At 44.4% G+C, this 14,438-nt stretch carries 10 protein-coding genes; 6 read left to right on the forward strand and 4 right to left on the reverse strand.

The features are described 5' to 3' along the window. From HF312_07770 to HF312_07780, 3 genes are all read left to right on the forward strand, one after another. Complete coding sequence (locus HF312_07770) at positions 1-978, forward strand: NTP transferase domain-containing protein (GenBank protein MCU7520103.1); 978 nt, start codon at positions 1-3, stop codon at positions 976-978. 80 nt (positions 979-1,058) lie between these two features. Continuing rightward, on the forward strand, positions 1,059-2,378 hold the full coding sequence (locus HF312_07775; protein MCU7520104.1) for a methionine adenosyltransferase: 1,320 nt from the start codon (positions 1,059-1,061) through the stop codon (positions 2,376-2,378). Between the two features lie 53 nt (positions 2,379-2,431). Continuing rightward, positions 2,432-3,751: an adenosylhomocysteinase gene (locus HF312_07780; GenBank protein ID MCU7520105.1), complete on the forward strand. Its 1,320-nt coding sequence runs from the start codon at positions 2,432-2,434 to the stop codon at positions 3,749-3,751. Between the two features lie 410 nt (positions 3,752-4,161). Here HF312_07780 and amrS read toward each other — a convergent pair whose 3' ends face one another. Next, positions 4,162-5,199, reverse strand: coding sequence for an AmmeMemoRadiSam system radical SAM enzyme (gene amrS, locus HF312_07785; protein MCU7520106.1), 1,038 nt, complete (start codon positions 5,197-5,199; stop codon positions 4,162-4,164). Positions 5,200-5,403: 204 nt separating this feature from the next. Continuing rightward, positions 5,404-7,920 (reverse strand): AAA family ATPase, encoded by a 2,517-nt coding sequence (locus HF312_07790; protein MCU7520107.1) that lies wholly within the window; start codon positions 7,918-7,920, stop codon positions 5,404-5,406. A 375-nt stretch (positions 7,921-8,295) separates the two neighbouring features. Here HF312_07790 and HF312_07795 point away from each other — a divergent pair, with 375 nt between their 5' ends. After that, positions 8,296-10,668 (forward strand): hypothetical protein, encoded by a 2,373-nt coding sequence (locus tag HF312_07795; protein ID MCU7520108.1) that lies wholly within the window; start codon positions 8,296-8,298, stop codon positions 10,666-10,668. Between the two features lie 40 nt (positions 10,669-10,708). Here the strand turns inward: HF312_07795 and HF312_07800 are convergent, their stop codons facing one another. After that, positions 10,709-11,068 carry a translation initiation factor gene (locus tag HF312_07800; GenBank protein ID MCU7520109.1) on the reverse strand — a complete coding sequence of 120 codons (360 nt, stop codon included), beginning with the start codon at positions 11,066-11,068 and terminating at the stop codon, positions 10,709-10,711. A gap of 257 nt (positions 11,069-11,325) precedes the next feature. On the opposite strand from HF312_07800, the gene HF312_07805 reads away from it, so the two are divergent. Together HF312_07805 and HF312_07810 are read left to right on the forward strand one after the other, a co-directional pair. Then, positions 11,326-12,495 (forward strand): hypothetical protein, encoded by a 1,170-nt coding sequence (locus tag HF312_07805; protein MCU7520110.1) that lies wholly within the window; start codon positions 11,326-11,328, stop codon positions 12,493-12,495. 154 nt (positions 12,496-12,649) lie between these two features. Further along, positions 12,650-13,696, forward strand: coding sequence for a class I fructose-bisphosphate aldolase (locus HF312_07810; GenBank protein ID MCU7520111.1), 1,047 nt, complete (start codon positions 12,650-12,652; stop codon positions 13,694-13,696). Positions 13,697-13,836: 140 nt separating this feature from the next. On the opposite strand, the gene HF312_07815 is transcribed toward HF312_07810, so the two are convergent. Next, the gene (locus HF312_07815; GenBank protein ID MCU7520112.1) at positions 13,837-14,256 is read right to left on the reverse strand and encodes a cytochrome c; all 420 of its coding nucleotides are present in this window, start codon (positions 14,254-14,256) and stop codon (positions 13,837-13,839) included. Between the last annotated feature and the right edge of the window lie 182 nt (positions 14,257-14,438).

Genomic DNA, 14,438 nt, shown 5'->3' on the forward strand with positions numbered 1-14,438 from the left:
ATGCGGGCGATTATTCCGGTTGCGGGTTTCGGCAGCAGATTAAAACCTCACACGTATTCAATACCCAAAGTGTTACTGAACGTGGGAGGCAAGCCGATAATAGGTCACATAATTGACAAGATATTAAGCGAGAATATTACCAAAGCCACGTTTGTTATAGGCCATCTGGGGGAGATGATTAAAGATTATGTTACGGATAACTACCCGGAACTGCAGGCCGACTTTGTTGAGCAGAAAGAGATGCTGGGTTTAGGCCATGCAATTCACATGGCTGTTCCTACTTTCGATGAAAAAGAGATATTTATAATCCTGGGCGATACCATTTTTGACGTCGACCTGAAGGATGTCTTAAGGAACAAACAGACCGCTCTTGGCGTTAAGACTGTGGAAGACCCGGGCCGTTTCGGCGTTGCAGTATGTGAAAATGGAAAGATCGTAAGGCTTGTTGAAAAGCCGAAGACACTCGTTTCTAAGCTTGCTCTTGTGGGGCTTTATTATATCTCTGACGCTGAAAAGCTGGTTAATTCATTAAATGAGCTGATTAGGCGCGATATAAGAACCAAAGGAGAGCTCCAGCTTACTGACGCTCTTCAGATAATGATAGAGTCGGGCGAGAATATTACTACTTTTCCTGTTGAAGGATGGTACGACTGCGGAAAACCGGAGACGCTGCTTTCTACAAACCAGTTCATTCTGGAAAGGGATGCAGTCAGACACGATATTAAGTCTGTTGTTATAAACGAGCCGGTCTTTATTGCCCCGGGAGCCGTGGTTAAAAACTGCGTTATCGGCCCGTATGCAACTATTTCAGAAGGATGCACTATTGTAGACAGCATAATTAAAAACTCCATTGTGGGTTCCGGCGCTACAGTAAAATGTGCAATACTCGATCACTCGCTTATAGGCAATTCAACTCAGGTAAAAGGAAATTTTAAGAGACTGAATGCCGGGGATTCTTCAGAAATAGAATTCTTCTAATAAAAACAGGGCCTCTTTGGAATGAGGCAAAATAAAATTTATTAACAGTTACTTTCAATCATAAACAAAGGTAGAAGAAAATGTCATATTTTTTCACATCTGAATCCGTATCAGAAGGGCATCCGGATAAAGTAGCCGATGCTATTTCGGACGGAGTATTAGATGCCATTTACAAAACTGATCCAAATGCAAGAGTAGCCTGCGAGACTTTCGTTACAACGGGACTTGTCTTAGTAGGCGGCGAGATAACAACTAAAGCCTATGTAGATATACAGGACGTGGTAAGGAAAACTGTTGAGAAGATAGGCTACACAAGTGCAGACTATAAGTTTGACAGTGAATCCTGTTCAGTCCTTAACGCCATACACTCACAGTCACCCGACATCGCAATGGGTGTCGATAAAGGTGGAGCAGGCGACCAGGGCATTATGTTCGGCTATGCATGCGACCAGACTGAGGAACTTATGCCTATGCCGATTGTTTATGCTCATAAGCTCGTTTTGAAGCTTGCCGAGATCAGAAAGAAGAATAACGGGCTTATGCCATACCTGAGGCCTGATGCCAAAAGCCAGGTTACAATTGAATATGACGACAACAACAACCCCTTAAGAGTGGATGCTGTTGTAATCTCTACCCAGCACGACGGCGACGTCTCACAGAAGACAATCAAAGAAGACGTCATTGAAGAGGTAATAAAGAAAGTAATCCCTGCAAAGTTCCTGGACAATAAGACAAAGTACTTTGTTAATCCTACAGGACGCTTTGAAATTGGCGGCCCCCACGGAGACTCAGGCCTTACAGGACGCAAGATCATTGTTGACACATATGGCGGCTGGGCACCTCACGGCGGCGGCGCATTCAGTGGAAAAGACCCCTCGAAGGTTGATAGAAGCGCAACCTATGCAGCCCGCCACATTGCAAAGAACGTTGTGGCTTCAGGGCTTGCCAAAGAGTGCCTGGTCCAGGTGGCTTACGCAATAGGCGTAGCCAAACCGGTTTCAATACTCATTGAGACAAACGGCACGGGTGTCATTTCTGACAAGGAGATTTCAAAGATAATAATGAAGGAAGTTGACCTTACTCCTAAGGGTATCATTGAACGCCTGAAACTCCGCAGACCCATTTATCAGAAGACCAGCGCTTACGGTCACTTTGGTAGGAATGACAAGGACTTCACATGGGAGAAGCTGGACTTAGTACCCGTATTCAAGAAATACGTTCCCAAGGCAGTAAAGGTGAAAGCTCCTGCAGTTAAGGCCTCAGCAGTAAAAGCTGCAGCCGAGAAGACTCCTGAAGTCAAGTCTGTTAAGGCTCCGGTAAAGGCTAAGGCTCCGGTAAAGGCTAAGGCTCCGGTAAAGGCTAAGGCTCCAGCTAAGGCTAAGGCAGCTAAAAAGAAGTAATAGTCTTAAAGAAGTAAATATCTACTAAAAAAATAAAGAAATAAAGGTGTGAAATGGACGAAGTAGTAGAAAAAGATTACGTAAAATACAAGGTGAAGGATATCACTCTTGCCGAATGGGGAAGAAAAGAAATCCTCTTAGCTGAGGCCGAGATGCCGGGCCTTATGGCCTTAAGGCGTGAATACGGCCCGAGTAAACCCCTGAAGGGTGCAAGAATAGCCGGATGCCTGCACATGACAATCCAGACGGCGGTCTTAATTGAGACACTGGTTGAACTTGGAGCCGAGGTCACATGGTCATCGTGCAACATCTTCTCCACACAGGACCATGCGGCAGCAGCCATAGCCAAGGCCGGTATACCGGTCTATGCATGGAAAGGGGAGACCTCGGAGGAGTTTGACTGGTGCATAGAGCAGACACTCTTCTTTGGTGAGGACAGAAAACCCTTGAACATGATCTTAGATGACGGTGGCGACCTTACAAATATGGTCTTGGACAAGTACCCGGAGCTCGTTAAAGGTATTAAGGGCCTGTCTGAAGAAACCACAACAGGTGTCCACAGACTCTATGACAGAGTTGAAAAAGGAACGCTTCCAATTCCTGCAATCAATGTCAATGATTCAGTAACAAAGAGCAAGTTCGACAACAAGTACGGATGCCGTGAAAGCCTGGTTGATGCCATCAGGCGTGCAACAGACCTCATGATGGCAGGAAAAGTTGCCGTTGTGGCGGGCTATGGTGACGTTGGTAAGGGATCGGCTCAGAGTCTTAGGAGTGCAGGAGTTCGCGTAATTGTAACTGAAATAGACCCCATATGCGCCCTTCAGGCTGCAATGGACGGCTATGAGGTTAAGAAGATGATGAACGCCATTCCGAGGGCAAACATTGTTGTTACATGCACGGGTAATAAGTCAATCGTAAGGGAAGAGCACTTCCGCTTAATGAAAGATAAGACCGTGGTCTGCAACATTGGTCACTTTGACACAGAGATCGATATGGCATGGTTAAATAAGAACTACGGACAGACAAAAGACACCATAAAGCCTCAGGTGGATAAGTACACAATTGACGGCAAGGAAATTATTGTTCTGGCTGAAGGACGTCTTGTAAACCTTGGATGCGCTACAGGCCACCCATCGTTTGTAATGAGCAACTCTTTTACCAATCAGTGCCTGGCACAGATCGAGCTCTGGATGAATTCAGAGAAGTACGAAAACAGGGTCTACATGCTTCCAAAGCATTTGGATGAGAAAGTGGCACGTCTGCACCTGGATCAGATCGGTGTCGAGCTTGATACCTTAAATCAGGATCAGGCCGACTACATCGGTGTCAAGGTTGAAGGCCCTTATAAGCCTGAGTATTACAGGTACTAAGATAGAGCAGCATTTCACACAAAAAAAAAGCCCGGAACACAATTCCGGGCTTTTTCATAATTTACTTTTCGTTTAACCTCGAACTTCGAACCCGTCCTACTATGGACTGAAGCTTCAAATTGACTCATAGAGAGCTCCGGAGGAGTCGGCCGCGGCCGATCTGTAGAAAAAGCGATGCTCTATATCCTCTTCAGAGCTCCGGAAGAGCGACTTGTATGACCGGTGAACACGGCAATACCCTATTTACAAGTCGTTCCTCCGGAACTCTATGGGTGGGGGTGGATATCCGTATTTCTACAGACAAGTCATTCCTCCGGAATTCTGAATAACTTTGATATGAGGCCATTTTTCTACGTCCGGATATCTATTGGGCTTCCGGGCTTTTTCTTATACTTTTTAATTTTTCATTTTTAATTTTTAATTGAAAATACTCCTGCAACCGGGCTGCCGCATAAATAGCATTTGCCCTCCTGAAGCCTGTTTGAAATTACGCTGTGCCAGTCACGCTTAATAAGAGGTGTGTGACAGCTGGGGCAGTACGTGGTCTGTCCTTCGGTATTGTGAACGTTGCCCACATAGCAGTATTTTATTCCGGCCTCATTGGCAATCCTTCTTGCCATATCAAGTGTGGATGATGGCGTGCGGCTTTTATCCGTCATCCTGAAATCAGGATGAAAAGCTGTAAAGTGGTGCGGCACCGAGTCTCCAAGGTTTTCTACAACCCAGCCCGTCATTTTCTTAAGCTCTTCCTCGGAATCATTTTCTCCCGGAATAAGAAGCGTTGTGATCTCAAACCATATGTCAGTCTCGTTTTTAAGCCAGACCAGAGTATCCAGTACCGGGTTCAGGTGTGAGTAAGTGACCTTATGGTAAAAGTCCTCAGTAAAACCTTTTAAGTCCACGTTTGCAGCATCAATATATTTATAGACGTCCTTACGGGCTTCTTTGTCAATATAACCTGCCGTAACCATTACGGATTTCAGCCCCTCCTCACGCGCAATCTTTGAAATGTCTATTACGTACTCACCGAAGATTGTCGGGTCGTTATAAGTATAAGCAATTGAAGGAGCGCCGTACTGTTTTGCCAGCTCCACAACTTTTTCCGGTGAGGCCTCGAATGAATTCTCATCGTCAAGCCTTGCCTTGCTGATTGACCAGTTCTGGCAGAATTTGCACCCAAGGTTGCAGCCTGCCGTGCCGAAACTTAAAATGGAAGTCCCGGGCAGAAAGTGGTTTAACGGCTTTTTCTCTATCGGGTCAAGTCCGAATCCTGTCGGCCTTCCGTAGCCTAAGGAATAAAGCTCTCCTCCGATGTTCTGCCTTATAAAGCAGAAACCTGCCTGCCCCTCGCCAAGCTTGCAGTAACGCGGGCACAAAGTGCAGAGAACTTTCCCGTCCTCAGTCTTTTCCCACCATTGGGCTAATTTATATTTTTCTTTCGTTTCCATTATGATAATTTAAGTTTAAATATGTTTTACTAACCAAAAATTGCAAAATAATTGAATGATAATAAATCCCATTTAATAGTAGTCATTTTTAGGGGAAGATTATGCGGTTTAAAAAAGAAAACACCCGTAAAGGAACAGTAGTTCCGGTAACGGGTGCCTTTCTCAATCTCTAAACTCCGGCGTTAAGGGAGCAGGTCTTAAAGATTATTTTTTCTTTTTTGTCCTGGCCGGTACAATGGCGGGATCCTTTTTCCCCTCCGTCTGTCCGTTTTGTTTCATTACTCCGTTGGTTCCGTTTTTCTTAGCTGCGGGTTTAATTTTGGCGTACATTTCCTTAAGCTTCTTTTCCACCAGTCCGAATACGGTATTCTGTTCAAAATGTCCATTTTTATTCAGCTTCCCGGCCTTTACGCCCGTCAGAATCTCAAGGGCTTCTTCTATTCTGGAGATGGCGTAAACGTGAAAAGTCTTATTTTTTACCGCATCGATTACATCATCTCTTAACATCAGGTCCTTTACGTTCTGTATGGGGATAATTACGCCCTGATGTTTACTTAAGCCGCGCCTTTTGCAGACGTCAAAAAATCCTTCAATTTTCTCGTTAATGCCGCCTATGGGCTGAATGTTCCCTTTCTGATCTACAGATCCTGTTATTGCAAAGGACTGCTTAACAGGGAGCTCTGAAAAAGTTGACATGAGCGCGCAGACCTCGGCAGCCGAGGCGCTGTCGCCGTCTATCATACCGTAACCCTGCTCAAAGACGAGGCTTGCCGAGAAAGAAAGCGGTATCCTCTGGCCGAAAGTCTCCCTGAAATATCCTGAAATTATAAGTACGCCTTTATTATGAGTGTTGCCGCTAAGGCCCGCCTCGCGTTCGACGTTAATGAGGCTCCCGGTTCCAAGTGAAACAGAAGCCGTAATTCTGGTCGGTTTGCCGAAGGAAAAATAATCTGACCCGTAGACAGCAAGCCCGTTAATCTGGCCCGTTTTTTGGCCGTCGGTATCAATTAAGATGCTTCCTTCTTCAATCATCTCAGAGATCTTCGCTTCATAAAGTGCGTGGCGCTCGCGGCTGTTACTATATGCCTGATGGACGTGATATGCACATACTATAGACTCGCCATTATCTTTAGCCCAGAAATTTGATTCTCTTAAAAGGTCGGCAATAAAGGAAAACCTTGTCGTCAGCTTTTCCTTCTGCCCGGCGTAGCGCGAACTGTATTCAATAACGGCTCCAATGGCAGACTTGTCGAACTCCATGAGCTTTTCGTGCTCGATGAGCTTTTTAATAACTCCCGCATATTCATTTAAGTTATGGTCAGTTCTCTTCATCTCATAATCGAAGTCGGCCTTGATCTTAAAGATCTTCTTAAAATCGTCCTCATATGCCGCCAGCATGGAATACATGTACTGGTTGCCGATGAAAATTACTTTTGTGTTGCATTCAATAGGCTCCGGTTTTAAGACCGTTGGCGAGAACTGGTAGTTGCTGAAGAAATCCTGTATTTCCAGCTTTCCGTACATTAAAACGCGCTTTAATGTCTTCCAGACTCCCGGCTCCTGAAATGCATCCATGGCATTTAAGACCAAATAGCCGCCGTTGGCCTTAAGGTAAGATCCTGCCTTGATCTTTGTAAAATCTGCATACCAGCCGCCGTGCCCGTCGCTGAACTTCTCAATAGTGCCGAAAAGGTTGTTGTAGGAAGGGGTGGTCTCAATAACAATAGGGCATTCATTAGTATGAGTATTGTCCAGTATTATATTTACCTCATACTCCTTATAGTAATCTATAACAATCCCTTCTTCGGTTTCCTCTGTCTTCGGGCGGACACCCTTGAATACGTCAAGCGAGTTGAGTATGTTTTCCTCCACCGCGTCCAGGTACCAGCCGACTTTCTCGCCCCTGTATTTGTCCTTAATATTACTGATGGCGCCTTTTACAATAACGTTGACGGTTTCTTTTTCCAGATGCTGGAGCTTCTCCTGGTAATCCTGGCTGAGCTTAAGCCCTTTTTTAAATACGCTTTGAAGCTCTTCCTGGTACATGGCGTATTTGGTGGAAATTTCAATGGCCTTTTCTTTATTTATCTTGCCTTTGCGGACCTGCTCTTCTAACTGCTGAATGAAAATGGGCTGGTTTTCTACTAAGGGAAGCACCTCGGGACGCGAGGCCTCACCGACTTTTACCTGTCCTAAGGAAAAATTTTCCTTCTTCAGTTTCTCCTCAAAGGAATTCATTAAAACCTGTTCCTGGCTGCTGAACTCAGAAAGGATCTTCTTTCTTTCAACTTTATAGGATTCAGCTTCAAGTGCCTGCGGGATCTTGTTCTGCAGGTATTGAATTGTAGAGGAGATGTCGTGCTTGAACTTCTGAGCTTCACCTGCCGGGAATATAAGAAGAATGGGATTGTCCTGGTCCTCAAAATTGTTGACGTAGGCGTAATCGTTAAGGACCGGGCATTTGGGCCTGATGGTCTCCAGCATCTGTTTTACCGTAGTGGCCTTGCCGGTTCCGGAGAGACCTGTAATAAATATATTGTAGCCCGGACTCCACAGCTCCACGCCGATCTTCAGGGCTTTTAAGGCCCTTTCCTGCCCGATAATTTCATTTATTGGTGCAATCTCTCCCGTGGAATCGAAGTTAAACACTTCGGGGCTGCATCTGAGTTTGAGTTCTTCAGGTTTTAATTCCTTATGCCCAAGGGACTTAACAGCTTTCATTTTAGCGCTCTGGATGGTGAATGTATAAGATGAAAATAAGAAATTAAAAGAATAAATCCTGAAAAATTTATGAAACAGGAATTATTAAACTTTTATTAATTAAAATTAAAGTGTTCATATCCTAATAAATCTTATAAACATAAAATAATATTTCCCCCGGGTAGTTTTTGCTTGCAAAATGATTTTGCACAAATTAGATTTGGGGAGAAAAAAGTGCCCTGATTTTATGCTAAAGTATTTGCTGTTGCTCACCGATGATTTACAGTAAGGTTTTCATTCGATATGGCCTGCTTTGTTCTTTTGGTTGCTCTTAATCTTACTTGTGCCCGGATATAGTTATATCAAATAAATCTAGATAATTCTTGCAGGGGGGAAATGCAAAAAATCTACCGTCTTATTGCTGTTATATTCTCAATAGCAGTACTGTCTTCTTCTATTCATGCGCAAAATGGAGAAGGGGGTCTGAATATAACTGATGGACCCGGCTTTGGCTGTGGTTTTCTTGAAGGAGGCTATGCTTCCGATCTAAGCGCTTATAAAGGGGATACACTTAAATTTTATATTTCATCTCATGCCGCTGAATATGACCTGAAAATTTACAGGTATGGCAAAGAAAAAGAACTTGTTGCCACAATTCCGAATGTAAAAGGGGGCCTCAGGCAGGTAAAAGAAGAAGATGCTGTATACCTGAACGGGTGCAAATGGCCCGAAACGGCACAAATTGTCATTCAGAAAGACTGGAAGCCGGGGGCCTACCTGGCAGAATTTCCGACACTTAGCGATACCATAAATCCGGTCCTTTTCTTCGTCAAGGATAAAGAAACAACAAACAGGCTCGTTGTAGTTTGCGCCACAAATACCTACCAGGCATATAATATGTTTGGCGGAAAAAGCGCATATGCCGGATACAGCAGCGAGGGCGGGCCTGGTATCTGGTTTAACTACTCGGTAAAACTCTCCTTTTTCAGACCTTTTAACTTAAACAATCATACTAATGTGAACCGCGGCAGTTTTGCTGCTTACGATTCAAAACTGATTAAATGGCTCGAAGAGGAAGGCTACGACGTGGATGTTGTTTCGGACACGGACCTCGACCGCGATTCCTTATATATCAGCAAACACAAGGTTCTTCTTCTGACAGGTCACAGTGAATACTGGAGCCGTAAAATGAGGGATAATGTTGTGGCATTCCTGAATAACGGCGGCCACTTTATGTGCCTGAGCGGAAATACCTGCTGGTGGCAGATAAGGTATGAAAATAATTATCATACATTTGTCTGCTATAAGCATGAACCGTCTGACCCGTTTTTCAATACGGAAAAAGGGACACAGGAATGGTACACAATCGACAGAGAAAACCCTTTCCTCGGGACAAGCTATGAAAATGGCGGCCAGACAAACTATGGCACATGTCTGCCGTGGAAGGATGGCTTCGGAGGCTACATTGTCAGAAACTCACAGCACTGGGTCTATGATAATACAGATCTCTCTGAAGGTGACACGCTTGGATACTATGCCGATTCCTCTATTGTAGGCTATGAAACAGATGCCGCGTTATTTACCTACAGAAACGGTATGCCTGTTGTTACGGGAAGCGACAAAACCCCGCTGAACTTCAAATTACTGGGAATTTCACCCGCAAACCACGCTTCGGCCAATATGCCGGAAGAGTGGGCTACAATGGGAATTTTTAAGTATAACAAGGATAAGAACCCCAACGCCGGATATGTCTTTAATGCCGCAACAGTCAGGTGGGCCTGGGGGCTTCAATCCCATTCGACAAAGGTTTCCATTGTGACTAGAAATGTACTGGAGCATTTTCTTAAAAACTCTTTCCCTCCTGAATTTGTCTCCTGGTTCCCTTATGCTGCAAAGGCGGAGACGCGGCTGAAGAAGTTTATGCCTTTTAATTACAGGAAAATGGAGCTGCAGAAGAGAGGCAGAACATATTTCAGCGCCTTTGCTGTGGATGGAAATAAGCAGAATCTTTCTTATTACTGGACGGTAAATGATACCGTGCAGGCCTCGGGCGAAAGGGTACTGAGGTTTAACGCTTGTGACCACATAAAGGGACTTAATGTAATAAAAGCCTTTGCTTACAATTCACAGGATACCGCCTCAATCAGATGGGAAGTAAATGTAATCGATGGCGCCGGGGATATCAGGATTGTGAGCAGACCGGCAGCTAACTACACTCCCGGAAAGATTTTTACTTATGTGCCCGGAATAACAAGCAGAACAGACGCACGCGTACACTACAGGATAGACCATTTGCCTGACTGGATGACATTCGATCCCGAAAACGGCACGTTTGCCGGAACTCCGCCCACTGATGCTCCGGATGTAGACAGTATTTCGATTGCAGTTGTAGACGACAAGGGTGATATTGATAATCAGACATTTAAGATTACCAGTGCCGCAACCTCATCTCTTACTGATAACACTGAGCAGCCGGATCATTTTGAGCTCTATCAGAATTATCCGAACCCGTTTAACGGAATGACAAAAATAAGGTTTTTTGCAAAGGAACCTTCACGTGCAGAGCTGTTAATTACAAACCTTCAGGGCCAGAGGGTACGCAGCTACAGGTTTGACCAGCTTCCTGCGGGTTATCACGATGTAATGTGGGATGGCCAGAATGAATCCGGAAGACAGGTAGCCTCAGGCATTTATCTCTACAGGGTAAACTGTATTACGCCTCAGGGCTCCGGCGTCAATATGATCAGGAAAATGGCTTATATCAAGTAGTATGGAATTAAAAAGGTTAAGACCGGTAAATCTGCCGGTTTTAACCTTTTACTTTTATACCCTGCTTTTCAAAGTAAGTGCGCACCAGGTCCCTCTTTTCTCCCTGTATCTCAATTATACCGCGTCCTTCCTGGGTTTTATATGTCCCCCCGGAACCGCACTTTTTCTTAAGTTCGCTTGTAAGATCCTTCAGGTAACCTTCATTTAATGGAAGCTTGTCTATGACAGTTACGGTTTTGCCGTGCCTGCCCGACTTTTCAATCCTCAGGACGGGCGTAAATTTCATAACTCTTGCGTCTTCTTCTTTCGGACACGTGCATTCAGACAAAAGCTCCTTGCATCGGGGACATTTTTTATTGACCTCAGGGTCTGTCGAGTATACTAATCTGTAGTTCTTCATATGGTAAATATAATGGGATTGTAAGGGTTTCACAAATTTAATATAATTTTTGTAGGATAACTTCTTACAAAAAAAGTAGACTTTTTAGAAGTCTTTTTGTAAGAAAAGATTGACTTATTCTCTTTCATGTTATAACTTATTAAAAGGGCCGCACCTCCGGAAGGGGGAAAAGCGGAATAATAACCGGTATTCATAATGCTTCTATCCTGGTTATGGTTTCTGAAAATAATATTTCTCATTAAAAAAGGATGCAGGCTGTGAATCAAAACGCAATTAAAGACCTTATGAAAAGCAATAATAAAAACCTGTCTGAAGACAATATACCTGAATTTATACTGGAGAATATTGAGAAGGAAAAAAAGTTCGGGGCAATGATCAGTGAGATTAAGAAGGACCTGAAAAGTAATCCGGCCTACAGGGAGTTCTTCGGCCGGTATAACCCGTCCAGCATAGATTCCTTCATTGATACCTATGCCCTGAAGAAAACCCGTTACCTTACCTACGGAGAGATGCTGAAGGAAAATGAGGAAAACGCATTCCTCAGGCGCCAGATGGAAGCTGAGGAACGCTTGTGGGAAATTCAGAGAAAGAAACTTTTCAACATAGAATGCCAGTGGAGAGCCGAACTGATAAAGATCAAAGGTATAGAGATAACACTGGACTTTGAATACTGGGAGAAAAACATCGAGAACTGCCCCTTTATAGAGCCAATCTCTGAAGAGGATTTCGGCCTGTATTATGAATATATACTTAGTGATAATTTCCGCGATTTTGAGCTGGATTATATGTGGATGGGCTATAATGAGATAAAAGAAAGCCTGAATGCAAACGATGACATCCCCCCATGGTACGAATTTTATGATAACCGCATGGCAACGGGCTCTCTTATGATGCTTCCGGATATAAGAGGTGAGAAAGAGGAGTATTACCTTGGCATCTGGAGAAAAAGTAACTCTGAAAAGGAGAAAAAGCAGCACCGCCCGCGCAGGCTCCAAAAACCCGATCCCAGGCCTCCTTTGCACGCGCATGACCTTGGGGCAATTGAAAACTTCATAAAGACATTCGAGGAAGGAAGAATTCTTGAATACTTCAGGCTTTATGAGAGGGAACTGAGCGACTCAAATAATGAGCTTGAACAGGCAATTGCAATTTTGAAAAATGCCGGCGAAAAGGTGCCTGTAGATTTTTCGGACGACTGGCGCCAGGCGGTTATTCAGGCCGCCAGAAAGTATGAGCAGAAAAACCTGGCCATTGCATGCAAAAAGGCTTTTCAGCAGTACCAGTACAGGACAAAAATAGGTATTGCCCATGAAGTCCACTCTAGTGATGAAAACATACAGTGGGCGCAGGATTGGTCGCAGCAGGTCAAAAACAATATAACTCAGGCCAGGACTTTGCTGGGAGAGCCGGCTGACCTTAACTTTTAACCTTTACTTTTGCAGGGTGGAGCCTTAAAAACTTCACCCTCTTTTTTTGCACTTCAGAAACCACCCGCAAAGCCCCGCTTGAAGCTTGATATTAAATATAAAAGGTATATCTTAATCAAAAGGCCTTTCAGATATTAATAAAGGAGGAATTAAGATGATCGATCAGATCCGGAAGTACCTGGGTGAAGAAGCAGATGAGCTGCTTTCTTATAAGGCAAAATTCCCGAAAGAAAGCCTTCACCTGCCCGGTCCCGATTTTGTGGACAGAATATATTATCATTCAGACCGCAACATTAATGTGCTTAAAAACCTGCAGTGGATCTTTATGACAGGACGCCTCTCAGGAACAGGCTATATGTCTATACTCCCTGTAGATCAGGGGATCGAGCACTCGGCAGGGGCATCCTTTGCGCCGAATCCTGAATATTTTGACCCGGAGAACATTATTAAACTGGCCATGGAAGGGGGATGCAACGCTGTAGCTTCAACGCTCGGTGTGCTGGGTATGATGTCAAGAAAATATGCCCACAAGATTCCTTTTATCGTAAAATTAAATCACAATGAACTCCTTACATATCCGAATAAATATGACCAGATCATGTTCGGAAGCGTTGCACAGGCTTACGATATGGGTGCTGCCGCCGTGGGAGCTACAATTTATTTCGGAAGTGAGGAAAGCGCGCGCCAGTTAATAGAGGTAAGTGAGGCCTTCCGCTACGCTCATGAGCTTGGCCTGGGAACAGTTCTCTGGTGCTACTTAAGAAATTCAGGCTTTAAGACCGACAAGGATTACTCGCTGGCAGCCGACCTTACAGGACAGGCAAATCACCTGGGCGTTACAATTGAAGCAGATATAATAAAACAGAAACTGCCTGAAAATAACGGCGGCTTCAAGGCGCTCAAATTCGGAAAGTTTGACGAAAAAATGTATACGGATCTTGCTACTGAGAACCCAATTGATATGACACGCTATCAGGTAATCAATAACTATATGGGGCGGGCAGGACTTATAAACTCCGGCGGTGCCTCGGGGAAAAACGATTTCGGTGAGGCCGCAAGAACGGCTGTCATTAATAAGCGTGCCGGCGGAATGGGGCTTATCTCAGGACGCAAGGCGTTCCAGCGCCCGATGAAAGAGGGAGTGCAGCTGCTGAATCTTATACAGGATGTTTATCTGGCAAAGGAAATAACAGTTGCATAAGGCATTCAAGATAAGAGAAATAGTAAGGCAAAGGTAAGAGATTGCGGCCAGGAAGAAGAGGATAAACCGACCTCCGGCTAAACCGCATAAATTTTACTTTTGCCTTTTATTCTAATCAAAGCCTGAAGGCTTCTATAGTATTAAAGTTTCATCAGGTAGTCCGCAATTTTCCCCAGATCCTTAATGTCCAGGTTGTTAAATGGCGGCATTACAACGGAAGAATACTGCTGCCTGAAGCGGGCAAACCGTTCAGAATCCATGAATGACGAAGGATTCCTCAGGTAAGCAATCAGCTCGTCACGCTTCCAGTTCTCTTTTACGTTTACAAGTGAAGGAGCAAGATTTGTCCCTTTCAGGTCGCTTCCGTGACAGCTTGTGCAGCCGTTGTTTTTGATGAGAGTCGTGACACTGACTTCCTTGTCCGCGGGCTGAAGGCTTTCCATCTGTCCATTCATACTTGCTGAACTTGCAGGCTCATTATTATTTGAAATGCGGGATATGCCAAAAAGAATAATAAAAAGACCCAGGAAAGCTGCGACCCAGATTTGTGTTTTAGTCATAAATCTATCCCTTTTTTCAGTTATTAAGGCGGTTGTGAATTTAATATAAGGTACATACTCCACAGATTCAATAGCCGCGATTCAGATTCCCGGGGACGGAATATCGGGGGCTAAAAGCCCGCAAATTTCGCCACTGGAAACCTAATTACCCATATGAGACGTTATAATATATATGCCAATTT

This window comes from Ignavibacteria bacterium (assembly GCA_025612375.1).
In the GTDB taxonomy this organism is placed as follows: domain Bacteria; phylum Bacteroidota; class Ignavibacteria; order Ignavibacteriales; family SURF-24; genus JAAXKN01.

Coding starts and splice junctions, on each gene's coding strand:
- HF312_07770 (MCU7520103.1), top strand. CDS start 1: ATGCGGGCGATTATTCCGGTTGCGGGTTTCGGCAGCAGATTAAAACCT.
- HF312_07775 (MCU7520104.1), top strand. CDS start 1,059: ATGTCATATTTTTTCACATCTGAATCCGTATCAGAAGGGCATCCGGAT.
- HF312_07780 (MCU7520105.1), top strand. CDS start 2,432: ATGGACGAAGTAGTAGAAAAAGATTACGTAAAATACAAGGTGAAGGAT.
- amrS (MCU7520106.1), bottom strand. CDS start 5,199: ATGGAAACGAAAGAAAAATATAAATTAGCCCAATGGTGGGAAAAGACT.
- HF312_07790 (MCU7520107.1), bottom strand. CDS start 7,920: ATGAAAGCTGTTAAGTCCCTTGGGCATAAGGAATTAAAACCTGAAGAA.
- HF312_07795 (MCU7520108.1), top strand. CDS start 8,296: ATGCAAAAAATCTACCGTCTTATTGCTGTTATATTCTCAATAGCAGTA.
- HF312_07800 (MCU7520109.1), bottom strand. CDS start 11,068: ATGAAGAACTACAGATTAGTATACTCGACAGACCCTGAGGTCAATAAA.
- HF312_07810 (MCU7520111.1), top strand. CDS start 12,650: ATGATCGATCAGATCCGGAAGTACCTGGGTGAAGAAGCAGATGAGCTG.
- HF312_07815 (MCU7520112.1), bottom strand. CDS start 14,256: ATGACTAAAACACAAATCTGGGTCGCAGCTTTCCTGGGTCTTTTTATT.